At 63.9% G+C, this 26,046-nt stretch carries 27 protein-coding genes; 18 read left to right on the top strand and 9 right to left on the bottom strand.

Annotation, left to right across the window (positions count from 1 at the left end):
• The first annotated feature begins 203 nt into the window (after positions 1–203).
• From urtA to IVA98_RS34315, 15 genes are all read left to right on the top strand, one after another.
• A complete protein-coding gene (urtA, locus tag IVA98_RS34385; RefSeq protein WP_247304824.1) occupies positions 204–1,532 on the top strand; it encodes an urea ABC transporter substrate-binding protein in 1,329 nt (442 codons plus the stop codon).
• Between the two features lie 79 nt (positions 1,533–1,611).
• A complete protein-coding gene (gene urtB, locus IVA98_RS34380) occupies positions 1,612–3,219 on the top strand; it encodes an urea ABC transporter permease subunit UrtB (protein ID WP_247304822.1) in 1,608 nt (535 codons plus the stop codon).
• A complete protein-coding gene (gene urtC / locus IVA98_RS34375; protein ID WP_247304820.1) occupies positions 3,216–4,385 on the top strand; it encodes an urea ABC transporter permease subunit UrtC in 1,170 nt (389 codons plus the stop codon). The genes urtB and urtC overlap by 4 nt, the downstream gene beginning before the upstream one ends.
• Before the next feature lie 4 nt (positions 4,386–4,389).
• Positions 4,390–5,151 (top strand): urea ABC transporter ATP-binding protein UrtD, encoded by a 762-nt coding sequence (gene urtD, locus IVA98_RS34370; protein ID WP_247304818.1) that lies wholly within the window; start codon positions 4,390–4,392, stop codon positions 5,149–5,151.
• 88 nt (positions 5,152–5,239) lie between these two features.
• A complete protein-coding gene (gene urtE, locus IVA98_RS34365) occupies positions 5,240–5,935 on the top strand; it encodes an urea ABC transporter ATP-binding subunit UrtE (protein WP_247277824.1) in 696 nt (231 codons plus the stop codon).
• Positions 5,936–5,966: 31 nt separating this feature from the next.
• Complete coding sequence (locus tag IVA98_RS34360) at positions 5,967–6,797, top strand: urease accessory protein UreD (protein ID WP_247304816.1); 831 nt, start codon at positions 5,967–5,969, stop codon at positions 6,795–6,797.
• Positions 6,798–6,821: 24 nt separating this feature from the next.
• The gene (locus IVA98_RS34355) at positions 6,822–7,124 is read left to right on the top strand and encodes an urease subunit gamma (RefSeq protein WP_006612146.1); all 303 of its coding nucleotides are present in this window, start codon (positions 6,822–6,824) and stop codon (positions 7,122–7,124) included.
• 9 nt (positions 7,125–7,133) lie between these two features.
• Positions 7,134–7,439, top strand: coding sequence for an urease subunit beta (locus IVA98_RS34350; RefSeq protein WP_247304813.1), 306 nt, complete (start codon positions 7,134–7,136; stop codon positions 7,437–7,439).
• A gap of 57 nt (positions 7,440–7,496) precedes the next feature.
• Positions 7,497–8,036, top strand: a complete 540-nt coding sequence (locus IVA98_RS34345; RefSeq protein ID WP_247304810.1) for an HD domain-containing protein — start codon at positions 7,497–7,499, stop codon at positions 8,034–8,036.
• 34 nt (positions 8,037–8,070) lie between these two features.
• Positions 8,071–9,786, top strand: a complete 1,716-nt coding sequence (gene ureC, locus IVA98_RS34340) for an urease subunit alpha (RefSeq protein WP_247304808.1) — start codon at positions 8,071–8,073, stop codon at positions 9,784–9,786.
• 112 nt (positions 9,787–9,898) lie between these two features.
• Positions 9,899–10,198 (top strand): putative quinol monooxygenase, encoded by a 300-nt coding sequence (locus IVA98_RS34335; protein WP_007599815.1) that lies wholly within the window; start codon positions 9,899–9,901, stop codon positions 10,196–10,198.
• A gap of 13 nt (positions 10,199–10,211) precedes the next feature.
• Positions 10,212–10,808: an urease accessory protein UreE gene (locus IVA98_RS34330; protein WP_247304805.1), complete on the top strand. Its 597-nt coding sequence runs from the start codon at positions 10,212–10,214 to the stop codon at positions 10,806–10,808.
• Positions 10,789–11,517 (top strand): urease accessory protein UreF, encoded by a 729-nt coding sequence (locus IVA98_RS34325; protein ID WP_247304921.1) that lies wholly within the window; start codon positions 10,789–10,791, stop codon positions 11,515–11,517. Before IVA98_RS34330 ends, IVA98_RS34325 begins: the two co-directional genes overlap by 20 nt.
• A gap of 45 nt (positions 11,518–11,562) precedes the next feature.
• Complete coding sequence (ureG, locus tag IVA98_RS34320) at positions 11,563–12,186, top strand: urease accessory protein UreG (RefSeq protein ID WP_247304803.1); 624 nt, start codon at positions 11,563–11,565, stop codon at positions 12,184–12,186.
• 295 nt (positions 12,187–12,481) lie between these two features.
• On the top strand, positions 12,482–14,131 hold the full coding sequence (locus IVA98_RS34315) for a CHASE domain-containing protein (protein WP_247304801.1): 1,650 nt from the start codon (positions 12,482–12,484) through the stop codon (positions 14,129–14,131).
• Between the two features lie 9 nt (positions 14,132–14,140).
• Here the strand turns inward: IVA98_RS34315 and IVA98_RS34310 are convergent, their stop codons facing one another.
• The 5 genes from IVA98_RS34310 to IVA98_RS34290 form a co-directional block, all read right to left on the bottom strand.
• The gene (locus IVA98_RS34310; protein WP_247304799.1) at positions 14,141–14,752 is read right to left on the bottom strand and encodes a TetR/AcrR family transcriptional regulator; all 612 of its coding nucleotides are present in this window, start codon (positions 14,750–14,752) and stop codon (positions 14,141–14,143) included.
• Positions 14,753–14,843: 91 nt separating this feature from the next.
• Positions 14,844–15,986, bottom strand: coding sequence for an OpgC domain-containing protein (locus tag IVA98_RS34305; RefSeq protein WP_247304796.1), 1,143 nt, complete (start codon positions 15,984–15,986; stop codon positions 14,844–14,846).
• A gap of 187 nt (positions 15,987–16,173) precedes the next feature.
• Positions 16,174–16,629 carry a hypothetical protein gene (locus IVA98_RS34300; protein ID WP_247277813.1) on the bottom strand — a complete coding sequence of 152 codons (456 nt, stop codon included), beginning with the start codon at positions 16,627–16,629 and terminating at the stop codon, positions 16,174–16,176.
• 92 nt (positions 16,630–16,721) lie between these two features.
• A complete protein-coding gene (locus IVA98_RS34295; RefSeq protein WP_247304793.1) occupies positions 16,722–17,093 on the bottom strand; it encodes an ElaB/YgaM/YqjD family protein in 372 nt (123 codons plus the stop codon).
• Positions 17,094–17,172: 79 nt separating this feature from the next.
• Positions 17,173–18,285, bottom strand: a complete 1,113-nt coding sequence (locus IVA98_RS34290; RefSeq protein WP_247356658.1) for an AI-2E family transporter — start codon at positions 18,283–18,285, stop codon at positions 17,173–17,175.
• A 209-nt stretch (positions 18,286–18,494) separates the two neighbouring features.
• On the opposite strand from IVA98_RS34290, the gene IVA98_RS34285 reads away from it, so the two are divergent.
• The 3 genes from IVA98_RS34285 (at position 18,495) to IVA98_RS34275 (ending at position 20,340) form a co-directional block, all read left to right on the top strand.
• On the top strand, positions 18,495–19,268 hold the full coding sequence (locus IVA98_RS34285) for a L,D-transpeptidase (RefSeq protein WP_247304788.1): 774 nt from the start codon (positions 18,495–18,497) through the stop codon (positions 19,266–19,268).
• 16 nt (positions 19,269–19,284) lie between these two features.
• Positions 19,285–19,935 (top strand): DUF2865 domain-containing protein, encoded by a 651-nt coding sequence (locus tag IVA98_RS34280; protein ID WP_247304784.1) that lies wholly within the window; start codon positions 19,285–19,287, stop codon positions 19,933–19,935.
• Between the two features lie 249 nt (positions 19,936–20,184).
• On the top strand, positions 20,185–20,340 hold the full coding sequence (locus IVA98_RS34275) for a Thivi_2564 family membrane protein (protein ID WP_008546817.1): 156 nt from the start codon (positions 20,185–20,187) through the stop codon (positions 20,338–20,340).
• Between the two features lie 61 nt (positions 20,341–20,401).
• Here the strand turns inward: IVA98_RS34275 and IVA98_RS34270 are convergent, their stop codons facing one another.
• From IVA98_RS34270 to cysD, 4 genes are all read right to left on the bottom strand, one after another.
• Positions 20,402–20,602, bottom strand: a complete 201-nt coding sequence (locus IVA98_RS34270; protein ID WP_247277808.1) for a CsbD family protein — start codon at positions 20,600–20,602, stop codon at positions 20,402–20,404.
• Positions 20,603–20,697: 95 nt separating this feature from the next.
• Complete coding sequence (locus IVA98_RS34265; RefSeq protein ID WP_247304781.1) at positions 20,698–22,863, bottom strand: malate synthase G; 2,166 nt, start codon at positions 22,861–22,863, stop codon at positions 20,698–20,700.
• 269 nt (positions 22,864–23,132) lie between these two features.
• Positions 23,133–25,049: a sulfate adenylyltransferase subunit CysN gene (gene cysN, locus IVA98_RS34260; RefSeq protein WP_247304777.1), complete on the bottom strand. Its 1,917-nt coding sequence runs from the start codon at positions 25,047–25,049 to the stop codon at positions 23,133–23,135.
• A 22-nt stretch (positions 25,050–25,071) separates the two neighbouring features.
• Positions 25,072–25,866: a sulfate adenylyltransferase subunit CysD gene (gene cysD / locus IVA98_RS34255; protein ID WP_131872081.1), complete on the bottom strand. Its 795-nt coding sequence runs from the start codon at positions 25,864–25,866 to the stop codon at positions 25,072–25,074.
• Positions 25,867–26,046: the final 180 nt, after the last annotated feature.

The following is a 26,046-nucleotide window of genomic DNA, read 5'->3' as shown; positions in this document are numbered from 1 at the left end:
CGCTTTCGCATACATCCCCACTGCCTAGGGTTTGGGCGAACAGATCGCCTCGAGACTTGGAATTCTGGCTGTTTTGCTAGCAAGAACAATGGCTTGAGGGGTGCTCAGTCCATGGCATGGTTCTTGCGAATCCGTTAATCGCAGGCGGCCGTGGGGCCGTTTCGCAGCGTTTTTCACGTCTGCGTCAGGGAGATGATACACTCATGCTTAGCAAATCCACTCACGATATAGCGGCGTCATTTAGCCGCCGCGGCGTCCTCGCCGCGACGGCCGGGCTGATGCTCGGTCTGGCTTCATTGACCGGCGCCAAGGCCGCGGACGACACGATCAAGGTCGGCGTGCTTCACTCCCTTTCCGGCACCATGGCCATCAGCGAGACCACGCTGAAGGACACCATCCTCTTCCTGATCGACGAGCAGAACAAGAAGGGCGGCGTGCTCGGCAAGAAGCTCGAGGCCGTCGTCGTCGACCCCGCTTCCAATTGGCCGCTGTTCGCCGAGAAGGCGCGCGAGCTGATCACGAAGGACAAGGTCGCGGTCGTGTTCGGCTGCTGGACCTCGGTGTCGCGCAAGTCCGTGCTGCCGGTCTTCAAGGAGCTGAACAACATCCTGTTCTACCCCGTGCAGTACGAGGGCGAGGAGAGCGAGCGCAACGTATTCTACACCGGCGCTGCGCCGAACCAGCAGGCGATTCCCGCCGTCGACTATCTGATGAAGGAAGAGAAGGTGAAGCGCTGGGTGCTCGCGGGCACCGACTACGTCTATCCGCGCACCACCAACAAGATCCTGGAAGCCTATCTGAAGTCGAAGGGTGTGGCTCAGGAAGACATCATGATCAACTACACGCCGTTCGGCCACTCCGACTGGCAGACGATCGTTGCCGACATCAAGAAGTTCGGCTCGGCTGGCAAGAAGACCGCGGTGGTCTCGACCATCAACGGCGACGCCAACGTTCCCTTCTACAAGGAACTCGGCAACCAGGGTATCAAGGCCAAGGACATCCCCGTGGTCGCGTTCTCGGTGGGTGAGGAAGAGCTTGCCGGCATCGACACCAAGCCGCTGGTCGGCCATCTCGCCGCCTGGAACTACTTCCAGTCGATCAAGACCAAGGACGGGTCGAACGAGAAGTTCATTAAGGATTGGCAGGCCTACACCAAGAACCCGAAGCGCGTGACCAACGACCCGATGGAAGCGCACGTGATCGGCTTCAACATGTGGGTGAAGGCGGTCGAGAAGGTGAAGTCGACTGATCCGGACAAGGTGATCGATGCGCTTCCCGGCATCGAGGCGCCGAACTTGACCGGCGGCGTGTCGAAGATGCTGCCGAACCACCACATCACCAAGCCGGTGTTCATTGGCGAGATCAAGGGCAACGGCCAGTTCGACGTGGTCTGGAAGACCCCGGGTCTCGTTGCTGGCGATGCCTGGTCGAAGGAGCTCGAGGGCTCCAAGGACCTGATCGGCGACTGGGTCGGCAAGAAGTGCGGCAATTTCAACACCAAGACCAACAAGTGCCTCGGTTCGGGCTCCTGATCCCGATCTGACGCTCCAAGATTGGAGAGGGCGGCGATCCCGCCGCCTTCTCCATCCATTTCCGCCGGGGTCATTCACAGTGCTAGCCCATTTGTCCGCCCGTCTCCGTTCGCTCCTGCTCTCGTTGTTCCTGATCGCGTTCGCGCTGCCGGCCTTCGCCGGTCCGTTCGAGGATGCGGTCGCAAAATTCGCCAACGACGATTTTTCCGACACGGAAGAGGCGATCGGCGCGGTCGCAAGCAGCGGCAACCCGCTGGCATTGCCGATCATCAGCGCGCTGCAAGACGGCCGCCTCATGGCCGATCCAGACAGCAAGAAGGTCTACGTCACCGGCGCCGACGGCAAGTCGATCGACGCCGCGTCCGGCCAGGCGGTGACCAGCATTCCCGACAGCGCGAGCGCGGTTCGGCTCAACAACCGTCTGCGCCGCAGCGTCGATGCCGCGGTCGGCAGCCTGACGCTTCAGTCGCCAGATCTGTCGACGCGCCTTCAGGCCGCGCAATCCGTCTTCAAGTCGCATGAGGAATCGGCGCTAGAGGCAGTCGACGGTGCGCTCGCCAAGGAAACCAACAGAGCCGTGAAGACGGTGCTCGGCGAAGCCCGTGCGGCCATCCTGCTGTTCAAGTCGGACGCCACCGAGGTCGAGAAGCTGGAGGCCGTCGCCACGCTCAAGGCGCGCGGCGACCAGGAGGCGCTGGCGCTGCTCACCGGCATGGGCGACCAGCCGGCCTCGGTGAGCAAGGCTGCCGCGAGCGCGATCGGCTCGATCCAAAGCTCGCTTGCGGTCTGGTCAATGGTGCAGAACGCCTGGTACGGCCTCTCGCTCGGCTCGGTGCTGCTGCTCGCTGCGATCGGGCTCGCCATCACCTTTGGCGTGATGGGCGTCATCAACATGGCGCATGGCGAGATGGTGATGATCGGGGCCTACACCACCTTCGTGGTGCAGGAGGTGATCCGTACCCGCTCTCCCGCCCTGTTCGACTATTCGCTGCTGATTGCCGTGCCGCTCGCCTTTCTCGTCGCCGGCGCCATCGGCGTCCTGATCGAGCGCAGCATCATCCGCTTCCTCTACGGCCGTCCGCTGGAGACGCTGCTGGCGACCTGGGGCCTGTCGCTGGTGTTGCAGCAGGCGGTGCGCACCATGTTCGGCCCGACCAACCGCGAGGTCGGCAACCCCTCCTGGATGAGCGGCGCGTTCGAACTCGGCCAGATCACTATCACGTATAACCGGCTCTGGATCCTCTGCTTCACGCTGGCCGTGTTCGCGATCCTGCTCGCGATGCTGCGCTACACCGCGCTCGGCCTCGAGATGCGCGCGGTGACGCAGAACCGCCGCATGGCGGCCTCGATGGGCATCGCCACTTCGCGCGTCGATGCGCTCACCTTCGGGCTCGGCTCCGGCATTGCCGGCATTGCAGGCGTGGCGTTGTCGCAGATCGACAATGTCAGCCCCAATCTCGGCCAGAGCTACATCATCGATAGTTTCATGGTCGTGGTGTTCGGCGGCGTCGGCAATCTCTGGGGCACCCTGGTCGGCGCCTTCACGCTCGGCATCGCCAACAAATTCCTGGAGCCGGTCGCAGGCGCCGTGCTCGGCAAAATCGCCATCCTGGTTCTGATCATCCTGTTCATCCAAAAACGGCCGCGCGGCTTGTTCGCGCTCAAGGGCCGTGCGGTGGAAGCATGACCCCTCACATGCTGACGCGATCGCTGGACCGAAGCGCGACGATTTTCCTTGCCGTCGTCGCGGCCTGCGGCATCCTCATCCCGCTCTCCAACCTGCTGCTGCCTGCGAGCTCGTTCCTTCAGGTGCCGACCTATCTCGTCGCGCTCTGGGGCAAATACGTCTGCTACGCCATCCTCGCGCTCGCGATCGACTTGATCTGGGGCTATTGCGGCATCCTCTCGCTCGGCCACGGCGCCTTCTTCGCACTCGGCGGCTACGCCATGGGCATGTATCTGATGCGACAGATCGGCACCCGCGGCGTCTACGGCAATCCGATCCTGCCCGACTTCATGGTGTTCCTGAACTGGCAGAAGCTGCCCTGGTACTGGTACGGCTTCGACATGTTCTGGTTTGCAGCGCTGATGGTGCTGGTCGTGCCGGGCCTTCTCGCCTTTTGCTTCGGCTGGCTTGCTTTCCGCTCCCGCGTCACAGGCGTATATCTGTCGATCATCACGCAGGCGATGACCTATGCGCTGCTGCTCGCCTTCTTCCGCAATGATTTTGGCTTCGGCGGCAACAACGGCCTGACCGATTTCAAGGACATCCTCGGCTTCAACGTGCAGGCGGAGGGCACGCGCGCCGCATTGTTCGCGCTGAGCTGCCTGGCGCTGATTCTGGGCTTCCTGATCTGCCGCGCCATCGTCTCCTCCAAGCTCGGCAAGGTGCTGATTGCGGTGCGTGACGCGGAATCGCGGACGCGCTTTCTTGGCTACCGCGTCGAATCCTACAAACTGTTCGTGTTCACGGTGTCGGCATGCATGGCCGGCGTCGCCGGCGCGCTCTACGTGCCGCAGGTCGGCATCATCAATCCATCCGAATTTGCGCCGGGCAATTCGATCGAGGCGGTGATCTGGGTTGCGGTCGGCGGCCGCGGCACGCTGGTCGGCGCGGCGCTCGGCGCCGTCGTCGTCAATTACGCCAAGACCTTCTTCACCTCCGGCGTGCTCGCGCCGTACTGGCTGTTCATGCTGGGTGCGTTGTTCATCCTGGTGACGCTGCTGCTGCCGAAGGGCATCGTCGGCACCTTCAACGCCTGGTGGGACTCATCGAAGGAGAAGCGCACCGCCGCGGCCATTGCGAGCGCTGCGGCCGAAGACGGCGTCACCGAACCCAAGATGGCGGAGTAGCGCGATGAACGTCATGGATACCCGCGCGACCTCCGCGATGCTCTATCTCGACGGCGTGCACGTCTCGTTCGACGGCTTCCACGCCATCAACAACCTGTCGCTGACGCTCGAGCCCGGCGAGATGCGCGCCATCATCGGTCCGAACGGCGCCGGCAAGACCACGATGATGGACATCATCACGGGCAAGACCAAGCCGGACGAGGGCACTGTGCTGTTCGACGGGGTCACCGATCTGACGCGGCTCGATGAGACCCGCATCGCCGAGCTCGGCATCGGCCGCAAATTCCAGAAGCCGACCGTGTTCGAGAGTCAGAGCGTGCAGGACAATCTCCTGCTCGCGCTCAATGTCGATCACTCGGTCCGCGGCACGCTGTTCTGGCGCGGCAGCAAAGCGGAGTCCGAGCGCATCGACAAGGTGCTGGAGACGATCCGGCTCACCGACGCCCGCAACCGTCTCGCCGGCAGCCTCAGCCATGGCCAGAAGCAGTGGCTCGAGATCGGCATGCTGCTCGCGCAGGACCCAAAGCTGCTCCTCGTCGACGAACCGGTCGCCGGGATGACCGACGTCGAGACGTATCTCACCGCCGAGCTGCTGAAAGAGATCAACAAGACCCACACCGTGATGGTGGTCGAGCACGACATGACCTTCGTGCGCGAGCTCGGAGTCAAGGTGACCTGCCTGCATGAAGGCACCGTGCTGGCGGAAGGCACCATCGACCAGGTCTCGTCCAACGAGCGGGTCATCGAAGTCTATCTGGGCAGGTAGCGAATGGCGAATAGGGAATGGCGAATGGATTGGCCGCTTCTCTTACTAGCTACTCGCCATTCGCTATTCGCCCATAAAGGTGTTTCCGATGCTTGAAGTTAAAGACATCAACCTGTTCTACGGCGCGGCGCAGGCGCTGCGCGGCGTCTCGATCTCGGCGGAGCCGGGCAAGGTGACTTGCGTGCTCGGCCGCAACGGCGTCGGCAAGACCTCGCTCTTGCGCGCCATGGTCGGGCAATATCCGATCTCCTCGGGCGCGATCGTGCTCGACGGCACAGACATCACGGGCCTGAAGCCCTACGAGCGCGCGCGCAGGGGCATCGGCTTCGTGCCACAGGGCCGCGAGATCTTTCCGTTGCTCACGGTCGAGGAGAACCTCAAGACCGGCTTCGGCCCGCTCAAGCGCGAGGACAAGCACATTCCGGACGACGTGTTCTCGCTATTTCCGGTGCTGCAATCCATGCTCGGCCGGCGCGGTGGCGACCTCTCCGGCGGTCAGCAGCAGCAGCTCGCGATCGGGCGCGCGCTGGTGATGCGGCCAAAGCTGCTGCTGCTCGACGAGCCGACCGAGGGCATCCAGCCATCGATCATCAAGGACATAGGCCGCGCCATCTCCTACCTGCGCAACCTCGGCAACATTGCGATCGTGCTGGTCGAGCAATATCTCGACTTTGCTTGCGAACTCGGCGACAGTTTCGCGGTGATGGATCGCGGCGCGGTGAAGTTCACCTGCGACCGCTCCAATCTCGACGCGAGCGAAATCAGCCGCCAGATGGCGCTCTAGGCCATTCTGCCGCGACCGGGTGGGGAGGCGGATGCGCAGCGACGTTTCAGTCACATCAACCGTTTTCGAGGCGAACCGTGCCCGCGGCGAGGTGCGCTTCGATGTTCAGGCGCGCGACGGCGTGACGCGGCGTGGCACGTTGCATGAAAGCGGCTCGCTGCGCGTGCGCTTTCCATCGCCGGAAGGCGAGGGGCTGTCTGGCGTGTTCGTCAACACGGCCGGCGGGGTCGCTGGCGGCGATCGCTTCGACATTGAGATCACGGCCGCTGATGCTGCGCGGCTGACGCTGACTACGGCGGCCGCAGAAAAGGTCTATCGTGCGCCGGGACAGGCGGCCGAGCTCAATATCGCGCTGAAGGTCGGCGCAGGCGCGCATCTGTCCTGGCTGCCTCAGGAGATGATCCTGTTCGATCGCGCCCGTATCTATCGCCGCTTCGACATCGCGCTCGATGAGAAGGCTTCGCTTCTGCTCTGCGAGATCGTGGTGTTCGGTCGCACCGCCATGGGCGAGCGGATGGAGCAGGGCGAGTTTGTCGATCGCTGGCGGCTCTCTCGCGGCGGCAAGCTGGTGTTCGCCGAAACTATCAGGCTCGACGGCAATATCGGCGCAAAACTCGGCCGATCTGCCGTTGCCAAAGATGGCGCCGCGATCGGCACGGCCCTGATCCTGCCTGGAGACGAGGCCCTGGTTGAGCGCCTGCGCGAAGCATCGGACTCGTTCGCCGGCGAGGTCGGGATATCCGCCTGGAATGGCTTTGCAATGGCGCGGTTCTGTGCCCAAGATGCGGCGCGTTTGCGCACTGACATGATGGCGGTGCTGGCGCGCACCGGCGCCGTGCTGCCGCGGCTGTGGTTGAATTGACGTGTTGAACGGAAGAGATTTCGCATGAACCTGTCTCCCCGCGAAAAGGACAAGCTTCTGATCTCGATGGCCGCCATCGTGGCGCGCCGCCGGCTGGAGCGTGGCGTCAAGCTCAACCATCCCGAGGCGGTCGCGATCATCTCCGATTTTATCCTCGAAGGCGCCCGTGACGGCCGCACCGTCGCCGAACTGATGCAATCTGGCGCGCAGGTGTTGACCCGCGATCAGGTGATGCCCGGAATTCCGGAGATGATCCACGACATCCAGGTCGAAGCGACCTTTCCGGACGGCACCAAGCTCGTCACCGTCCACGAGCCGATCAGGTAGGAGCAGAGCATGATCCCCGGCGAACTCTTCATCCAGGACGGCGAAATCGAGCTCAATGCTGGCCGCAAGACCGTGACGCTGACAGTCGCCAACACCGGCGACCGTCCGATCCAGGTCGGCTCGCACTACCATTTTTTCGAGACCAACCCGGCGTTGAATTTCGACCGCAGACGCGCCCGCGGCATGCGCCTCGACATCGCCGCCGGCACCGCCGTCCGGTTCGAGCCGGGCCAGACCCGCGATGTCCAGCTCGTCGCCATGGCCGGCAAGAAGACGATCTACGGTTTTCGTGGCGAGGTGATGGGGAAGCTGTGACATCAGGAGGAACGAGCGCGATGCGGCACGGTTGAGGCCAAAGTGGAGGGATCTGCCATGCTGCCTGCTATCCGCCTCGTCTCCGAAGCTGCCGAATTCGCCGCGCGCCGCCACAACGGCATGGCGCGCAAGGGGCGCGGCAACGAGCCCTATATCAATCATCTTGCCGAGGTCGCGAACCTGCTTGCGACCGCGACCGATGGAGCCGATGCCGAGCTGGTGGCGGCCGGATGGTTGCATGATTCCATCGAGGACACCGACACCACGCGCGAGGAGCTCGCGCAGAGATTCTCCGAGCGTGTCGCCGCCCTCGTCGCGGAATGCACCGACGACAGGAGTCTGCCGAAAGCCGAGCGACGGCGTCGGCAGGTGATGGACGCGCCAAAAAAATCCGTCGGCGCGAAGCTGATCAAGATTGCCGACAAGATCAGCAATACAGGGGCGCGCATTCAAACCGATTTGAGTGCCGAGGAGCGCGACGAACTCGTCGATTACGTTGAGTGGGCCACGCAAGTCGTTGCGGGCTGCCGCGGCGGCAACGCGTGGCTCGACGAGAAGTTCGACGATGCCGTGAAAGCAGCGAGGGCCGTGCTGTGACCGACCAGTTATTCAAACGCATACGGGGCTTGTGATGTCCGTCAAAATAAAGCGTTCCGTCTATTCCGACATGTTCGGCCCGACCACCGGCGACAAGGTGCGTCTAGCTGATACCGACCTCATCATCGAAGTCGAGAAGGATTTCACAACCTATGGCGAAGAGGTGAAGTTCGGCGGCGGAAAGGTGATCCGCGACGGCATGGGCCAGTCGCAGGTCACCAACAAGCAGGGCGCCGCCGACACGGTCATCACCAATGCGCTGATCGTCGATCATTGGGGCATCGTGAAAGCCGACGTCGCCATCAAGGATGGCATGATTTCCGCGATCGGCAAGGCCGGCAACCCAGACATCCAGCCGGGCGTGACCATCATCATCGGTCCTGGCACCGATGTGATCGCGGGCGAAGGCAAGATTCTCACGGCCGGCGGTTTCGACAGCCACATCCATTTCATCTGCCCGCAACAGATCGAGCACGCGCTGATGAGCGGCGTCACCTCGATGCTGGGCGGCGGCACCGGCCCGTCGCACGGCACCTTCGCCACGACCTGCACGCCGGGGCCCTGGCATATCGCCCGGATGATCCAGTCGTTCGACGCCTTTCCGGTTAATCTCGGCATTTCCGGCAAAGGGAACGCCTCGCGGCCCGCCGCGCTGGTCGAGATGATCAGAGCCGGCGCCTGTGCGCTGAAGCTGCACGAGGATTGGGGCACGACGCCAGCAGCGATCGACAACTGCCTGTCGGTCGCCGACGATCACGACATCCAGGTCATGATCCACACCGACACGCTCAACGAATCCGGTTTCGTCGAGGATACGATCAAGGCGTTCAAGGGCCGCACCATTCACGCCTTCCACACCGAGGGCGCCGGCGGCGGTCACGCTCCTGACATCATCAAGGTCGCGAGCCTGAAGAATGTGCTGCCGTCCTCGACCAATCCGACGCGGCCCTTCACGCGCAACACCATCGACGAGCATCTCGATATGCTGATGGTGTGCCACCACCTCGACCCCTCGATCGCGGAAGATCTGGCTTTCGCCGAGAGCCGCATCCGCAAGGAGACCATCGCCGCCGAGGACATCCTGCATGATCTCGGCGCGCTCTCGATGATGTCCTCGGACTCCCAGGCGATGGGCCGTCTCGGCGAGGTCATCATCCGGACCTGGCAGACCGCCGACAAGATGAAGAAGCAGCGCGGATCGCTGCCGCAGGACAAGGGCAAGGACAACGACAATTTCCGCGTCAAGCGCTACATCGCCAAATACACGATCAATCCCGCAATCGCGCACGGCGTGTCGAAACTGATCGGCTCGGTCGAGAAGGGCAAGCTCGCCGATCTCGTGCTGTGGTCGCCGGCCTTCTTCGGCGTCAAGCCGGACTGCATCGTCAAGGGCGGCAGCATCGTCGCAGCGCCCATGGGCGATCCCAACGCCTCGATCCCGACGCCGCAACCGGTGCACTACCAACCGATGTTCGGTGCCTTCGGGAAGGCGCGCACGGCGTCCTCCGTTGTCTTTACCTCGAAGGCCGCCGTCACCGGAGGTCTTGCGCGAAAACTCGGCATCGACAAGAAGCTCTATGCGGTCCAGAACACCCGCGGCAAGATCTCGAAGAAGAGCATGGTCCACAACGACGCCACGCCCAAGATCGAAGTCGATCCGGAGACCTATGAGGTCCGCGCCGACGGCGAGCTGCTCACCTGCGCCCCCGCCGAGGTGCTGCCGATGGCACAGCGATATTTCATGTACTGAAATAGCCTGTGCTGCATGCCTCGGGGTTGTTTTCCGGTCTTGAGTTCGACCCTGCCTGGTCTAATGTCCCGCCGGTATCTTGAACCCAGAAGAAAAGCCGGGAGGATTTCTCGTGATCTATGTTGTTGCCACCTTGACCATCAAGCCCGAAACGCGCGCCGAATTCATTGCAGCCGCCACCGCCTGCATCAAGGAGACGCGCAAAGAGCCCGGCAATATCGCTTATGATCTGCACGAGAGCGTCACCGACCCTGCCAAAATGGTGTTCGTCGAGCAGTGGGAGAACGCCGAGGCGCTGGTGCCGCATCGTGCCATGGAGCATATGAAGACGTTCGGCCGCGTCGCGGTGAAGTGCTTCACGGCGCCGCCGAAGATCGAGGTGATCACGCCCGAGAAGGTCGAGACACGGTAAACGGGGTAAATGCATGATCCGGGCGACGCAGGTCAGGGGGCAGCACCGCTTCACGGAAGCACCCGTGGATACGGTGGTGCTCGATTTCGACGATCGGCACCGTCGCCGCATGGCCATGACGGGGACGCGGGGGCTCGAATTCCTGCTCGACCTGGAGCATGCTGTCGCGCTGCGCGGCGGCGATGCGCTGGTGCTGGAGGACGGCCGGCTGGTGGAGGTGGTGGCGGCGCCCGAACCGCTGCTGGAAATCCGCGGCCACGATCCGCACCATCTCATCCGCGTCGGCTGGCACCTCGGCAACCGCCACCTGCCGACGCAGATCATGGCCAAGGCCTTGCGTATCCGCCGCGACCACGTCATCGAAGCCATGGTGAAAGGTCTCGGCGCCCGCGTGATCGAGATCGAGGCGCCGTTCGATCCCGAAGGCGGCGCCTATGCCGACGCCGGTCATGCGCATGGTCACGACGCCCATGCGCATCACGATCACGGCCACCATCATCACGAACATGGCCATGATGATCATGGTCACGATCATCGCCATCACCACGACGAGCATTGCGACCACCGCGACCATCACCACGGCCATAAGCATGCTCATGACCACAAATGAGCCGGTCGGCGCCGCTGATCTCGCCGAGCGCGAGGCGGCGGCGCTGTACCGGTTGATGACCTGGTTGTCGCCGGCGTTTCCTGTCGGTGGTTTCTCCTACTCCAGCGGCATCGAATGGGCGGTCGAGGCCGGCGACATCACGGATACCGCGACGCTGGTCGACTGGCTCGACACTATGCTCGGCGACGGCTCCGGGCTTTGCGATGCAACGTTCCTGGTCCATGCCTATCGCGCCGCGGAAGCCGACGAGACCACCACTTTGAGCGATATCGCCGAGCTCGCGGCCGCCTTCGTGCCGTCGCGCGAACGACAGCTGGAAACGACCTCCCAAGGCCGCGCCTTCATCGACATCGCGCGCGCGGCGTGGGATGCCGATGGGCTGGATGCGATGGTCGCGGCATGCCGCACGCCATTGGTCTATCCCGTCGCCGTCGGCGTGGTCGCCGCGATGCATGGTGTGCCGCTGGCGCCGACGCTGCACGCTTTCCTGCATGCGCTGGTCTCGAACTGGATTTCCGCGGCCAGCCGTCTCATTCCGCTCGGCCAGACCGACAGCCAGCGTGTGCTGGTGAGGCTGGAAGCCGCCGTCGTCGCGACCGCCAATCGTGCGCTGAATGCGACATTGGACGATCTCGGCAGCGCGACCTTCCGTGCCGATCTCGCCAGCCTCCGGCACGAGACACAATATACGCGGCTGTTCAGATCGTGAGCACGTTGCGTCACACTCCGCCAGGACGACGATAGGAAGGAATCAATGGCTACGTCTCACGGCCCCTTACGTGTCGGCGTCGGCGGCCCGGTCGGATCGGGCAAGACCGCGCTGATGGACCTGCTCTGCAAGACCATGCGCGAGCAGTACGACATTGCCGCGATCACCAACGACATCTACACCAAATGGGATGCCGAATACCTCGTGCGTTCGGGTTCGCTGACGCCGGATCGGATCGCCGGCGTCGAGACCGGCGGCTGCCCGCACACCGCGATTCGCGAGGACGCCTCGATGAATCTCGCGGCGGTGGCGGACATGCGCGCGAAGTTTCCGGGCCTCGATCTCGTGCTGATCGAGTCCGGCGGCGACAATCTCGCTGCCACTTTTTCCCCGGAGCTGGCCGACCTCACCATCTACGTCATCGACGTTGCCGCCGGCGACAAGATTCCGTCCAAGGGCGGCCCGGGCATCACCCGGTCAGACCTTCTTGTCATCAACAAGATCGACCTGGCGCCCCATGTCGGGGCCTCCCTGGAAAAGATGGAGACGGACGCCAAGCGCATGCGCGGCCAGCGTCCCTTCGTCATGACCAACCTGAAGAAGAGCCAGGGGCTCGACCGCATTGTCGCGTTCATCGAAGCCAAAGGTGGCCTGAGGCGGGCAGGCTGACCGACGCGACGACTTGGCGCAGGTGGTTTTCGCGGTTGACGGGTGAAGCAGGCTCAGAGCGGCGGAACAAATTTTAGACATGGAGATTAACTACCTCCGCCTCGGGGCAGCCATTCCGGCCTGACCATCGGCCGGGCGGATTAAGCTTGTCAGCCGACCTACGTTGCGTACTGATGCCTCCTCCTCCATTATCTCCGCCACTGGGGTTCACCCTGTTTCGGCAGATGGCCGTTCGAGCGGCGTTCATATGGTCCACAATTATTGCCGACCTCTTGCTTTCGCCTGAGTAGTCGAAGTGGTCCGGCTGGGTTTCATCATCGGCTTCATCGCTCTGCTCGGAGCCCTGCTCTCCGGGCTTGCGGCCTATCGCGTTCACGATCAGGAGCTGGCGCTGGACCGGATCGCGCTCGCGCGTGCGATTGACGTTCACGCAAGCCTGGTCCAGGACCGCCTCACCGAGCGGGAGCTGCTCGCGCGTGTCGCCTCCGGCTTGTTCCGTGCGCCATCCGTGATCAAGCCGAACATGCTGGAGCCGCTGCGCTCGGCCATCTACGCCTTCAAGACCGATTTCGTGGTGGCCGGCTGGATCGCCCGCCTGAAGCCGAATGAGCTTGCCGCAGCGCAGGCTGCCATTGCCGGCGCCGGCTTCCCCAATCCGCGGATCCGCACGTTTGACGACAAGCCGATCAATCCCGCCGAGGTTACTCAGCCGATCGACGTGCTGATGGATCTCGAGCCGCGCAGCAACGAGACCAAGACGCTGCCCGGCCGCAGCTACGATAAGGATCCGGTTTCCAGCGCCATGCTGACGCGTGCGCGCGCCGAGAAGCGGTCGGTTGCCTCGGATCCGATTCCGCTGCTCAGCGGCGACGGGCCGATCGGCGTCATCGTGGCCGCGCCCGTCATTCCCGAGGGAGCAACGGAGCCGGCCGGGTTCGTCACATTCTCTTATGAGCTTGCCTCGCTGATGCTGACCAATGACGACATGTCGTTGTTCTCGGTCGCGCTCAGGGATCCGCGCAAGGACGGCGGCGAGCTCGTTGCCAACGACCAGGGCGTGGTCTCCACGCGCGCGACGGCGGCGGACGGGCTGGCGCCGTCGGCCATGCGCACGGTGAGCTTCGGTGGCCGTGATTGGCAGCTCGCCTACTACGCGAAGACCAATTCGGCGCGTCGCGCCGAACAGACTGCCATCATCGTGGCGGCGATCGGCTTTGCGATCACCGCGATGGTGTGTGGCCTGTTCGGCTATGTCGCCTACAACAACCTGCGGCTCAGCCGGGAAATCCAGGTGCGGATTGGCTTCGAGCGGCGGCTGACCGCTGTCATCGACGAGCTCAATCACCGGGTCAAGAACATCCTGGCGGTGATCCAGTCGATCGTGACGCGCACGCTGCGCCACGGCTCGGACATCGACGTCGCGCGCGAGCTCCTGATCGGCCGCATCCACGCCATGTCGAACGTGGTCTCGCTGCTCAGCGAGAGCCAATGGCAGGGTGTCAAGCTGAAGGGCCTGTTCGAAGCGCGCGCCATCCCGCATGCCGAACGCATCGCCGTCACCGGTCCCGACATCGCGGTCAGCGCGCGCGCGGCGCAGAGCCTGTCTCTGCTGTTCTTCGAGCTCGCCTCGCATTCCGACGAAGGCCTGTCGCTGGTCGGAAAGCATCCGCACATCACCGCCAATTGGACGGTGACGGGCGAGGAGCCCGACGAGATTTTCAATTTCCGCTGGGAGGAGTTCAACACCAGCGAGGCGACGCGCCGCCCCGATTCCGATTTCGGCCTGATCCTGCTCGACCGCGTGGCGCCCGAGGCGCTCGGCGGCACCGCCAAGCGCTACTTCACCGACGTCTCCTACGTCTACGAGCTGACCGCGCCGATGGAGACGGTGGTCGACATGTCCGAGCGCGATCGCACCGAGAAGTTTTCGCAGCCGGTGCGGTAGAGCGGCACCTCAGCCCTTCGGCTGCAACACCAGGTCGACCAGATTGCGCGCGTAGGCCGGCGTGACCGGCGCGATGCCGAAGACGTAGCGGTAGAACAGGCCGCCGTAGATCGCGTCATAGAGATCCTCGGGCAGTCCCTCGGCCAGGATGCTGCCGTCCTTCTGGCCTGCTGCGATCATCTCCACCAGAGCGTCGCGGCGGAATTGCAGATAGCGGGCGTAGAACAGTTCGGCGGAGCCGGTCTTCGAAATGCATTCGGAGATCACGGCAAGCTGCACCTTGCCGAACTCGCCCTGGAGTGCCTCGGCATAGGCCGCGGCGTGGCGGCGCGCACGCGCCGCAGGCGTGCCGGAGCTCTCCGGGGGCAGCGGCAGCATCTGTGCGGCGTGGTGAAGAAAGGCGTCGATCAAAAGCGCCTCCCGGGATGGCCACCATTTGTAGATCGTCATCTTGGAGACGTCGGAATTGCGCGCGACTGCGTCGATGGTGGTGGCGGCAAGGCCGGTCGCAGCCATCAGCGCGTACGCGCTTTCGAGAATGGCGTTGGCGGTCTCGATCGACCGCGGCCGGCCGCGCCGGGGCGGCGCGCCGTCAGACTCTTCACCCTCATTTCTCGCCATGACCTGGCCCGGTCTCCTCGCGCAACCTGCGCTCGATTCGCATAGCGCAGCCGCGGCGGCGAGCCTAGGAGAATCGGAAATGGGCTCCCCGCTAGGCCTGGTGCCGCAGGGCTGCGGGCAGGTCCTGCCACTTCGACCAGGCGATGTAGTAGGCGACCGCGGTCATCGCGGCGAAGCCTGCGAGGCTCACCACGACCTGCATCACCACCAGATTGGGCCCCGTGATCAGGACGAGATGCCCAGCAAAGGACAGGAACACGCCGACGCAGAACACGGCGAGCCATTCCTCGCCGCATCGGATGACCGCCTGAAGCGGCTTCAACTGCAGGCCGGGATGACCGGCCGGAATGAGATGGGTCGCGACGAAGGCGAGGGCGAGGAAGTGAAGCACGCGATAAGGCGCGAGGTTTTCCTTTTCCGTCGGCGCAATGGCGTCGAGGAGCAAGTTCGGCAGATAAGCGGAGAGCGCCGGTGAATGGCGCATCAAGGTGACCGCCATCGCCAAAACGAGATAGGTCCCTGCGAGGATCCGCAGCCAGGGCATGCTGCGCAACGTCCGTCCGGGTGCGCCTGTCACCGCGAACCAGCCGCCCAGCACCATCAGCACCTGCCAGCAGAGCGGATTGAAGGTCCACTCCTGATCCGGGTAGACCCGGAAATTCCAGTCGAACCAGCGTGCGGCAAGGTACAGCGCGACCGATGCCGCGAGCGTCACATTCGGCCGCCGCAACAGGCCCCACAGCACAAGCGGAAAGAAGGCCATCAGCGGGATCATCAATTGCAGGAGATCGAGGTTCAGCGGCTCCTCCTGGAGCACGAGGCCGCGGATCAGGATGCGCAGCGGGTGCTCGAGAATCCCCGAGATGTTGTATTCGTGAATGATCTCCGGTGCCATCGATTGCGAGGCGACATAGGCGATGGTGTCGATATAGATGACGAACAGGACGACGTAGGCGGCGTAGAGCCGCCAGACACGTCGAAAGATGCGCGTCGCCGCGACGACGTAGCCGCGCTCCAGCGCCATCCGGCCGTGGATGATGGCGACGCCATAGCCCACCACGAACACGAACAAATCCGCAGCGCCGCTGAAGCCGAAATTTCGCAGCGTCAGCAGGTTGACGACGTTGTTCGGGATGTGGTCGACGAAAACCGACCAGTTGGCGATGCCGAGTGTCAAATACAGCCTGGCGTCGGGTTGGAATGCGGCGAGGTTCGCCTTGACGGACGGTTTCATTGCGAAAAAGACTTTTGGAATCAGGGGCGCCGCTTTTAGCGGCAACCGCCTGCCCATCCGAGTAGCGTTTGCGTGATGGCGGGGACATCCGTGCCGGATGGCGCAAAATTGCGCAGCGCCTTCCTGCCGAGCTCCACCAGATCAGATGGCAGCAGTTGCGGCGAAATTTTCTAACCCACGCTGGTCGTCACTCGGCGGGCTCGGCCGATGCCTCGTCGGGAACGCCGGCGCGGCTCGCCATGATTCCGAGAGCGACGCCACCGATCGCCAAGATCGGCAACAGCCGCTTGATTCCGATGGCGCGGACGATCTGGAGTCCCGTGGCGAGCAGCATGGGGTCCGCGAGCATGCTCTGCGCCGCCGACTTCGCGGCACGCTCGGCCGCGATCTGGGCTTGCTTGCGCAACTGCCGCTTATAGGCCCAGTAGCTCACTGCTGCGGCCAAGGTAAGCAGAAAGAAAACGCCGGCACCCGCGAGGCAGGCTTGCACCGGACCATATTTCTCCAGCACCAAGATGAAGGCCGCGGCGCAGAGGAAGCACGTGGTGATGAAGAGCGCGAATGCCGCGCCTGCGGCAAGGGAGGTCAGTCGCACAGTGGTCCCGGTGGATGCACTGATCCCGTCGATGATGCGCTGAAACATGGCCTTGCTCCTCAAATCCCCACAAGCCGAACCGCCACACGCCGACATCGGCGGCGCGGCAGCGTCGCCGTCTCAAGATCCGTTCCGCAAACCTACCGGCGCCAGGCGACGCCGATCAGGAAGCCGATGCCGAGGGCGAGCCCGACGGTCGCGAGCGGCCGCTGCGTGATGGCCTCTTCCAGCGTCTCCTCGATCGAGCCGTAGGCGTCTTGCGCAGCCTCCATCATCGCGCTGCCGCGCTCGGACATATCGTCCATCGCGGAATCCACGTTCTCGCGCGCCTGGCGATAGCCGCGGCGAGCCTGCTTGCTGCTGGAATTGGCGAAGGTATTGAGCGCGTCGGTGATTTGTTCAGTGAGGGCGGCGATATCGCTTTTCACGGCTGCTACATCCTTCTCGAGGCGTTCTCTGGTGGCTTTGTCGGTCCAGTCTTTCATCCCGGTTTCGGCATTGGTCGTGGACATCGGGAGCTCCAAACTGTTGACGGCTGAGATAGCCGGAGAACGTTTCGTCGTCGGGGAAGTTCCGTTTGCGGAAACCGCCTCAGGCCTGCGGCAACTGCGGCGAATCCGCCGGCAACAGATGCTCCTTGAGGATCAGGCCGACGATCAGGAGCGGCGACGACAGGAACGCGCCCATCGGGCCCCACATCCAGGTCCAGAATGCGAGCGCAAGCAGGACCGCAAGTGCGTTCAGCGCCAGCCGCCGGCCGATGATGGTCGGGGTGATGAAGTGCCCTTCCAGGAAGGTGAGGCCGCCGAAGGCGAGCGCCGCCGTGAGGGCACCGCTGATGGTCGGGAAGGCGACCAGCCCAACCACGACCAGCACGGCGAACATCGCGACTGGCCCGATGATCGGGATGAAATTGAGCGTTGCCGCCAGCGCGCCGAGCCCGGCCGGATTGGGCATGCCGGTGAGCGCGCAGATCAGGCCGGTGGCGACGCCGACGCCGACATTGATGAGAGTGACGGTCAGCAGGTAGTTGCCGAGATGGACCTCGATCTCGTTGAGAATACGCAGCGTGCGCAGCCGCGCGTCGTGATCGCTGAAGGTCATGATCATGGCCCGGCGCAGGTCGCGCCAGCTTGCGATGAACAGAATGAGGGTGACGAAGAACAGCAGAAATTCAGTAAAGGTCGGCGACAGGAATTCCAGCGTCGGTTGCACCCACTCGACCTTCGGCATCTGGAAGCTCGGGAATGCCTCCGAGCCGCCGACCATGCCTTGCAGCTCGCGCCACAGCGCCAGCGGGCGGTCGAACACGTGCAGCTTGTCCCTCAATTGCGCGCCGAGCTCCGGCAGGCGCGTGCTCCACTCCATAATCGGCGAGGCGATCAGCGCCAGGGCGAAGGCAACCACCGCGGTCCCCGCGACCACGATCAGCACGGCGGCGAGCGCGCGTGGCACCTTGCATCGCTCCAGGAAGCTCGCCGCCGGCGACAGCATGGTGCCGATCACGAAGGCCATCACCACGGGCAGGAAAAAAGCTCTTCCGACATAGAGTACGGTGACGACCGCAATCAGCAGCAGGCCTGCGAGTGCGAAAGCGACGAACTCGGTGCGGCGGATGACCGGCGGCAGCTCGCTATGGCTGTCGGGAAGCGGTTCACCTTCGCTTTTGCCGGGAGGCAGACGTTCGCTGGGAAGGACGCGCACAATACCTCTCCCGCACGGAAGCCGCGATCCGCGCGCCCATTTACGAGGTGAGAACGCGTGATCGCGGTAGCAGTTCCATCGCGCCTTCGTGAAGAAACGCTCGCTTGACTGTGACGTCGCGGCCGCGCTCCGCGCCGGAACTTAGATCAGCCCGATGGCGTTGCTTGGCTGGCGCATCACCCGGATGCACACATCCAATGGGGCAGCACATGACAAGCTTCTCTCTCGTCCGCCGCTTCTCGCCGCGTGCCGTCACTGCGTTTGCCTTCGCGACCGTTCTGTTCACCGTGCCCTTTGGCAGCGCGAGTGCGCAAACCCTCGGCTTTGCGCCGATCCGGCCGCAGTTGTATCCGCAGGATCAGAGCTATTCACAGGGCTATGGAAGCGAGGCGCCGCAAGCCGCCGACGAAGATGCCCAGCTGCCCGACCGCCTGCGCAGGCAGATCGTCAGCTTCGACAGGAGCGAGCCGGCCGGCACCATCGTCATCGATACCAACAACACCTATCTCTACTACGTGCTCGGCAATGGCCGCGCCATTCGTTATGGCGTTGGCGTCGGCCGCGAAGGCTTTACCTGGTCGGGCGTGCAGAGCGTCAGCCGTAAGGCGGAGTGGCCGGACTGGCATCCGCCGGCCCAAATGATCGCGCGCCAGCCCTATCTCCCGCGTTTCGTCGCGGGCGGTCCGGGTAACCCGCTCGGGGCCCGCGCGATGTATCTCGGCTCGAGCGAATACCGCATCCACGGCACCAACGATCCCAGCACCATTGGCAAGTTCGTCTCGTCCGGCTGCATCCGCATGACCAACGAGGACGTCATCGATCTCTTTAACCGCGTCAGTGTCGGCGCCAAGGTCGTGGTGCTGCCGAAGAACGCGCCTCTGATGGCGAAAGGCGGCGGCGATTCCGTGCGCAAGCGTCCGGCGGTGACCGCGTTGCCTTCGGGGCGGCAGGCGCTGAACATCACGACGTCGGCGCTGAACTAGGATTGAGCGAGGTCAGATGTGTAAACGCTCGATTGGCAAGCTGACCGGCGGTGCGGCGGCCGTGCTCACAATCATCTCTCTCGGCCTCGCACTGACGCCGCCGGCGCATGCGGAGGACTTTTTCTCGGCGTTGTTCGGTGCGTTCGGCGCGCGGCCTCCGCAGATCCGGACGCCGTTCCCGAACGATGACATGCCGCGATATGACGTGCCGCGCCAGCGAGCCGCCTATGGTGGCGGCACCGCCTATTGCGTGCGCGGATGCGACGGCCGCTATTTTCCGGCACAAGGAACGGATGCCGAAAGCAAGGCGCAGTCCTGCAAGAGCTTCTGCCCGGCGTCCGAGACCTCGCTGGTCTACGGCAGCAATATCGACGAGGCCACGACGGAGAACGGAAAGTCCTATTCCGATCTGCCGAACGCCTTCCGTTACCGCAACGAGATCGTCGCGGGCTGCACCTGCAACGGCAAGGATCCGGCCGGCCTGGCCCAGGTCAAGATCGAGGACGATCCCACCTTACGCAAGGGCGACATCGTCGCCGGTGCCAACGGTCTGGTGGTTGCCAACCGCAATGCCAACGACCGCCGCGGCGTTGCGATGAATTTCTCGCCGCTGCCGGAATCGGTGCGCGCCAGATTCCGTCAGGTACCGGTGGTGGCGAAGGAGTAGGGGGAGCCGTTGAGTGAGCGGCGCCGCTGGCGCCTCAATCTCCGCCGTCGAGCGGTGGCATCGGCAATCGCACGCCGCTCGCGGCGCGAGCGCACAGATATCTGAGAGCGAAGGGTGAAACTTCGGGCTGCGACCCGATCGTAGAAGTACGTAATCTATAGAAATTGCAGCGGGTTGCGGCAATGGAACCAGCGCGAGCGACCGGCGTTAAGACCTCATTGGTAATTTGCCTGAAGGGGGGCCCTCACGATGCTGGTCGGCGTACTCGTCACCTTTCTCGTCGTCATTCTCGTGCTTTATCTCATCAACATGCTTCCGATGGACGGCCGCGCCAAGCAGATCGCGCGCGTGATCGTCATCATCATCGGTATCGTGTCGCTCTTGAAATATCTCGCGGTGTTTTAGCGGGCCTCCGGATATTCCAACAAAAAAGCCCCGGCTTGGGCCGGGGCTTTTTCGTGCTGCCTCAATGCAGCGACTTGAGCCAGTCGTCGACGTCCTGACGGACCTGGTCCTTGGCCTTGCCGTAACGTTCCTGGAGCCGGCCCTCGAGTTGCTCGCGGCGTCCCTCGATCGAGCTGAGGTCGTCGTCCGTGAGCTTGCCCCATTTCTCCTTGGCCGATCCCTTGAACTGCTTCCAGTTTCCTTCGATGCGATTCCAGTCCATGACCATCTCCATCGAGTTGATGGCCCTACAACGCAAGCGGCGCGCAGCCGTTCCGCTGCGCGCCGGGACGGTTTCGCCCTTCGAACTGAGGCTATTTAACCCGCTGCCTTCGCCTCGCGGCGGCGCGCGGTGAGGATGTACTCGGTGTAACCGTTCGGCTGCTCGCGGCCCTTGAAGATGAGGTCGCAGGCTGCCTTGAAGGCGACGCCGTCGAAGGCGGGCGCCATCGGCTTGTAGATCGGATCGCCCGCGTTCTGCTTGTCGACGACGACGGCCATGCGCTTCAAGGATTCCATCACCTGCGCTTCGGTGATGACGCCCTGGTGCAGCCAATTGGCGAGATGCTGGCTGGAGATGCGTAATGTGGCGCGGTCTTCCATCAGGCCGACATCGTGGATGTCGGGCACCTTCGAGCAGCCGACGCCCTGGTCGATCCAGCGCACGACATAGCCCAAAATACCTTGGCAATTGTTATCGATCTCCTGCTTGACGTCGTCAGGCGCCCAGTTCGACTTCGACACCGGGATGGTGAGGATGTCCGACAGTTTTGCGCGCGGGCCGCCCTGGGCCAATTCTTCTTGGCGCGCAATGACGTTGACTTGGTGATAGTGCAGCGCGTGCAGCGTCGCCGCCGTCGGCGAGGGCACCCAGGCGGTGGTGGCCCCGGCCTGCGGGTGGCTAAGCTTCTGGGCCAGCATGTCCGCCATCTTGTCGGGCGCGGCCCACATGCCCTTGCCGATCTGGGCATGTCCGGGCAGGCCACAGATCAGGCCCATATCGACGTTCCAGTCCTCATAAGCCTTGATCCAGGCCTGCGCCTTCATCTCGTTCTTACGGATCATCGGGCCCGCTTCCATCGAGGTGTGGATCTCGTCGCCGGTACGGTCGAGGAAGCCGGTGTTGATGAACATGATGCGCTTGGACGCACGCTGGATGCAGGCCTTGAGGTTGACGGTGGTGCGCCGCTCCTCGTCCATGATGCCGACCTTGAGCGTGTTCTCGGGCAGGCCCAGCATCTTCTCGACACGATCGAAAATCTCGCAGGTCAGCGACACCTCGTCGGGGCCGTGCATCTTCGGCTTGACGATATAGGCCGAGCCGGTGCGGCTGTTCCTGACCTTGGAATTGCCTTTGAGGTCGTGAATGGCGAGCAGGCCCGACACGGCGGCATCGAGCAGGCCCTCCGGAATCTCCTCGCCCTTCTCGTCCAGCACCGCGTCGGTGAACATGTGGTGACCGCAATTGCGCATCAGGAGCAGGCTGCGGCCGTGCAGCTTGAGCTCGCCCTTGCCATCGGGCGTCCTGTAGCTGCGGTCCGCGTTGAGCGAGCGCGTCAGCGTCTTGCCGCCCTTCTCAAAATCGGCCGACAGCGTGCCGTTCATCAGGCCGAGCGTGTTGCGGTAGACCAGCACCTTGTCCTCGGCGTCGACCGCGGCGACGGAGTCCTCCATGTCGAGGATGGTGGAGACCGCGGCCTCCATGATCATGTCGGCGACGCCGGCCGGATCGTCTTTCCCGATCGCGCTGCTGCGGTCGATCTTGACCTCGACATGCAGGCCGTTGTTGACGAGCAGCACGGCGGACGGCGCGGCCGCATCGCCCTGGAAGCCTGCGAACTGCGCCGCGTTCTTCAGCGCGGTGGCGTTGCCGCTCTTCAGCTTCACCGCGAGCTGGCCCGCGACGACGCTATAGGCGGTGACGTCGGTGTGGCTGCCGGTCGCGAGCGGCACGGCGGTATCGAGGAACGCCTTGGCCTTGGCGATCACCTTGTCGCCGCGCGCCTTGTTGTAGCCCTTGCCGCTCTCGGATGGATCATGCGGAATCGCGTCGGTGCCGTAGAAGGCATCATAGAGCGAGCCCCAGCGCGCATTCGCCGCGTTCAACGCATAGCGCGCATTGGTGAGCGGCACGACGAGCTGCGGACCGCAGATCTTGCCGATCTCCTCGTCGACATTGGCGGTCTCGACCTTCTGCGTCGCCGGCTCCGGAACGAGATAGCCGATCTCCTTCAGGAAGGCGGTATAGGCGTTGAGGTCGAACGCCTTGCCCTTGTTGGCCCGGTGCCAGTCGTCGATCTTGGCCTGCAACGTGTCGCGGAACGCGAGCAACGACCGGTTTTTCGGCCCCAGCTCCTTGATGATGCCGGCAAGCCCGGCCCAGAACGCATCCGGCGCGATCCCTGTTTTCGGGGCCGCTTCCTTGGCGATGAAATCGAACAGAACGGGAGCGATCTTCAATCCGTAGGCATCGACGCGTTTCATGATGGGCTTTCTTGTTGGAAATGACTGTTTTTGGCTGCTTTTCACCCGTCAGCAGCAAAATGCGCCCATAGGGCAGCTTTCGGGGGCCTATTAGCCCCAAAATCAAGGCCGTGAGAAGACCCCCAGGCCTTTGTCAAAATGTCAAGGTGAGGTGGGGCTCAGCGCACCGCTGTCATTCCCCGCGAAAGCGGGGAACGCCGCGGCTTCTCCGTATCCAGCGCTGTCTCTGGAAAGCTGGGTCGCCCGGTCGAGCCGGGCGACGACAGCATTCAAATATTCGCGGCGAGGTCCACGACTTCGTCGAACAGCACGCCGGTGGTCTTCAGCATCTCTTCGATCGCATCTGCCGCTTCGGCGACCGTCCGTGTCGATGTATCGATCACAAGCTCGGCCGCCTGCGGCGTCTCGTAGTCGTTGCCGATGCCGGTGAACGAGGCCAGCGTGCCGGCGCGGGCCTTCTTGTAGTGACCCTTGGGGTCGCGCTCCTCGCACACTTCAGCCGGCGTCGCGACATGGATCTCGCGGAACGCGGTGTCGGCGATCCGGCGCGCGGTGGCGCGATCCTCGCGCGCCGGTGAGACCGCCGCGACGATCGCGATATGGCCGTTGCGGGCGAGGTGGGTGGCGACTTCCGCAAGGCGGCGGATGTTTTCGCTGCGATCAGCGGCGGAGAAGCCGAGATCGCTGTTGAGCCCGGCGCGCAGTGTGTCGCCATCGAGCAGGACCGGCGAGCCGCCATTGCTGAACAGGCGCCGCTCCAGCGCTTTCGCCAAGGTCGATTTGCCGGAGGCCGGCAGGCCGGTGAGCCAGACCACGGCGCCGTTATGGCGGTAGCGCGCGGAGCGCTCGTCGGAGCGCAGCGCCGATTCCACCGGCACGATGTCGACCGGCACGGCGCGCTGGCCGGCGTCGACCGACAGCACCAGGCCGCCGCCGGCGATGCGCCCGGAAACCTCGATCACGAGCCGGCCGGTGCGCGGATTGTCGGTATAGGGATCCGTTGCAATCGGATTCGAAAGCGAAATGTCGATCTCGCCGACGTGGTTGCGGCCGATCGCCTTGTTCTCGACGCTCGACAATTCGCCGGGATCGACCGCCTTTTCGATCGCAACCACGGTGGCGCGGCTTTCCTTCGGCCCGCAGCGGACCAGGAGCTGGTCGCCCTTGGCGAGCGGCTTGTCGTGCAGCCAGAAGATGCGCGCGCGCAGCCGCCGCGTCTCGCGCGGTGCGCTGCCTGCATGCGCGATGATGTCGCCGCGCTCGAGGAACAATTCGCGGTCGAGCGTGATGCCGACCGAGCGGCCGGCGCCCTGTCGGCCCGCGACCGGCGTCACCGGCCAGCTCTCGACCGTCTTGATCTTGGCGATCTTGCCGGCCGGCATGATCACGATTTCGTCGCCCGCAATGAGGCTGCCGGATTCGATCCGGCCCGCGACGATGCGGCGGTCGTCGAACTTGTAGATCGCCTGCACCGGCAGGCGCAGCGCCAGCGCTTCCAGCGGCCGCGCCGGTTCGAGCCGGTCGAGCGCCTCGACCACCGTCGGGCCCTTGTACCAGCCGATCCGGTCGGTGCGCATCGCAACGCCGTCGCCGTCGCGGGCGGAAATCGGGATCACCGCCGTCGGGGTCACGCCGAGGCCGCTCAGATGTGCCGAGATCTCGTCGCTGATGTCCTTGAAGCGCTCGGCGGAGAAGTCGACGCGGTCCATCTTGTTGACGACGATCGCGACCTGCTTCACGCCCAAGAGATGCAGCAGATAGCCGTGGCGCCGGGTCTGGTCGCGCACGCCTTCGAGCGCGTCGATGATCAGCACCGCGCCGTCGGCCTGCGAGGCGCCGGTAATCATGTTGCGCAGGAATTCGGCGTGGCCGGGCGCGTCGATCAGCACGATGTCACGCGAATTGGTGCGGAAGCGGATCTGCGTGGTGTCGATGGTGATGCCCTGATCGCGCTCGGTCTGGAGCGCATCGAGCAGAAACGACCATTCAAACGGCATGCCGCGCCGCGCGCTGACGGCTTTCAGCATTTCGAGCTTGCCCTCGGGCAGGCTGCCGGTCTCGTGCAGGAGGCGGCCGACCAGCGTCGACTTGCCGTGGTCGACATGGCCGACGATGACGATGCGCACTTGCGGACGCGTGGTGCCGTTCGGAGTGGCCGGCGAAGCCGTGGTGACGATCATGTTCATGCGACGCTCGCGTCCTTGGGAATCAGAGATAGCCGGCGACGCGCAGGCGCTCGAAAGCGTCCTCGGTCTCGTGGTCGAGCGCGCGTCCCGCGCGCTCCGGCACCTTGGTCTGTTCGAGCTCGATCAGGATCTCGTCGATGCTCGAGGCGGTCGAAGCGACCGGATTGGTGATGTCCTGATCGCCGAGCGAGCGATAGCGCTTGCCGTCCTTGGCGAGATACAGCGGAATGATCGGGATGTTCTCGCGCTTGGTGTAGGCCCAGATGTCGGCCTCGGTCCAATGCAGGATCGGGTGGATGCGCAAATGCGCGCCTTGCGGCGGCGAGGCATTGAAATGATCCCAGAACTCCGGTGGCTGGTCGCGCACGTCCCAATTGCCTTCCAATCCCCGCGGCGAGAACACGCGCTCCTTGGCGCGCGTCGCCTCCTCGTCGCGGCGAATGCCGGCGATCAGGCCGTCAAAGCCGTACTTTGCGAGCGCCATCTTGAGGCCTTCGGTCTTGCGCGCGGCGGAGCGTGCGGCCGGCGGCAGCGTTGGGTCGACGGCGTCGATCGGCGGGCAGGGCTCGACGCGCAAATCGAGATCCCACTCCTTCCCGTAGTGATCGCGGAAGCGATACATCTCGGGAAACTTTTTGCCGGTGTCGACATGAAGGGCGGGGAACGGCATCTTGCCGAAGAACGCTTTCCGCGCCAGCCAGATCATGACATTGGAGTCCTTGCCGAGCGACCACAGCAGGGCAATCTTCTTCAGACGGGCGAAGGCCTCGCGGAAGATGTAGATGCTCTGCGCCTCGAGCTGGTCGAGATGATCCATGCTTGGGGCAAGCTCGCCAGAAAATTCTTGCGCGCGCACGCGCTCGGCCAGCGCCGGATTGCTCAGTCGATCAGCAGCGGAATCGTCCTTGAGAAGATGCATCTCTGCCACTTTGCGTTTGGAGGCGAAAATTCTATAGTCGCACTGCGGAAGAGAAGAAAAAATTTTCTCTTTGCGCGC

Source organism: Bradyrhizobium sp. 160 (assembly GCF_023073735.1).
Taxonomy (GTDB): Bacteria; Pseudomonadota; Alphaproteobacteria; order Rhizobiales; family Xanthobacteraceae; genus Bradyrhizobium.
Note: the sequence above shows the minus strand (reverse complement) of the source record. Positions and strands in the feature narration are given on the sequence as shown.

What these genes read in the sequence shown, in the direction of transcription:
- urtA (WP_247304824.1), top strand. Translation starts at nt 204, where the DNA reads ATGCTTAGCAAATCCACTCACGATATAGCGGCGTCATTTAGCCGCCGC.
- urtC (WP_247304820.1), top strand. Translation starts at nt 3,216, where the DNA reads ATGACCCCTCACATGCTGACGCGATCGCTGGACCGAAGCGCGACGATT.
- urtD (WP_247304818.1), top strand. Translation starts at nt 4,390, where the DNA reads ATGAACGTCATGGATACCCGCGCGACCTCCGCGATGCTCTATCTCGAC.
- urtE (WP_247277824.1), top strand. Translation starts at nt 5,240, where the DNA reads ATGCTTGAAGTTAAAGACATCAACCTGTTCTACGGCGCGGCGCAGGCG.
- IVA98_RS34360 (WP_247304816.1), top strand. Translation starts at nt 5,967, where the DNA reads ATGCGCAGCGACGTTTCAGTCACATCAACCGTTTTCGAGGCGAACCGT.
- IVA98_RS34355 (WP_006612146.1), top strand. Translation starts at nt 6,822, where the DNA reads ATGAACCTGTCTCCCCGCGAAAAGGACAAGCTTCTGATCTCGATGGCC.
- IVA98_RS34350 (WP_247304813.1), top strand. Translation starts at nt 7,134, where the DNA reads ATGATCCCCGGCGAACTCTTCATCCAGGACGGCGAAATCGAGCTCAAT.
- IVA98_RS34345 (WP_247304810.1), top strand. Translation starts at nt 7,497, where the DNA reads ATGCTGCCTGCTATCCGCCTCGTCTCCGAAGCTGCCGAATTCGCCGCG.
- ureC (WP_247304808.1), top strand. Translation starts at nt 8,071, where the DNA reads ATGTCCGTCAAAATAAAGCGTTCCGTCTATTCCGACATGTTCGGCCCG.
- IVA98_RS34330 (WP_247304805.1), top strand. Translation starts at nt 10,212, where the DNA reads ATGATCCGGGCGACGCAGGTCAGGGGGCAGCACCGCTTCACGGAAGCA.
- IVA98_RS34325 (WP_247304921.1), top strand. Translation starts at nt 10,789, where the DNA reads ATGCTCATGACCACAAATGAGCCGGTCGGCGCCGCTGATCTCGCCGAG.
- ureG (WP_247304803.1), top strand. Translation starts at nt 11,563, where the DNA reads ATGGCTACGTCTCACGGCCCCTTACGTGTCGGCGTCGGCGGCCCGGTC.
- IVA98_RS34310 (WP_247304799.1), bottom strand. Translation starts at nt 14,752, where the DNA reads ATGGCGAGAAATGAGGGTGAAGAGTCTGACGGCGCGCCGCCCCGGCGC.
- IVA98_RS34305 (WP_247304796.1), bottom strand. Translation starts at nt 15,986, where the DNA reads ATGAAACCGTCCGTCAAGGCGAACCTCGCCGCATTCCAACCCGACGCC.
- IVA98_RS34300 (WP_247277813.1), bottom strand. Translation starts at nt 16,629, where the DNA reads ATGTTTCAGCGCATCATCGACGGGATCAGTGCATCCACCGGGACCACT.
- IVA98_RS34295 (WP_247304793.1), bottom strand. Translation starts at nt 17,093, where the DNA reads ATGTCCACGACCAATGCCGAAACCGGGATGAAAGACTGGACCGACAAA.
- IVA98_RS34285 (WP_247304788.1), top strand. Translation starts at nt 18,495, where the DNA reads ATGACAAGCTTCTCTCTCGTCCGCCGCTTCTCGCCGCGTGCCGTCACT.
- IVA98_RS34280 (WP_247304784.1), top strand. Translation starts at nt 19,285, where the DNA reads ATGTGTAAACGCTCGATTGGCAAGCTGACCGGCGGTGCGGCGGCCGTG.
- IVA98_RS34275 (WP_008546817.1), top strand. Translation starts at nt 20,185, where the DNA reads ATGCTGGTCGGCGTACTCGTCACCTTTCTCGTCGTCATTCTCGTGCTT.
- IVA98_RS34270 (WP_247277808.1), bottom strand. Translation starts at nt 20,602, where the DNA reads ATGGACTGGAATCGCATCGAAGGAAACTGGAAGCAGTTCAAGGGATCG.
- IVA98_RS34265 (WP_247304781.1), bottom strand. Translation starts at nt 22,863, where the DNA reads ATGAAACGCGTCGATGCCTACGGATTGAAGATCGCTCCCGTTCTGTTC.
- cysN (WP_247304777.1), bottom strand. Translation starts at nt 25,049, where the DNA reads ATGAACATGATCGTCACCACGGCTTCGCCGGCCACTCCGAACGGCACC.
- cysD (WP_131872081.1), bottom strand. Translation starts at nt 25,866, where the DNA reads ATGGATCATCTCGACCAGCTCGAGGCGCAGAGCATCTACATCTTCCGC.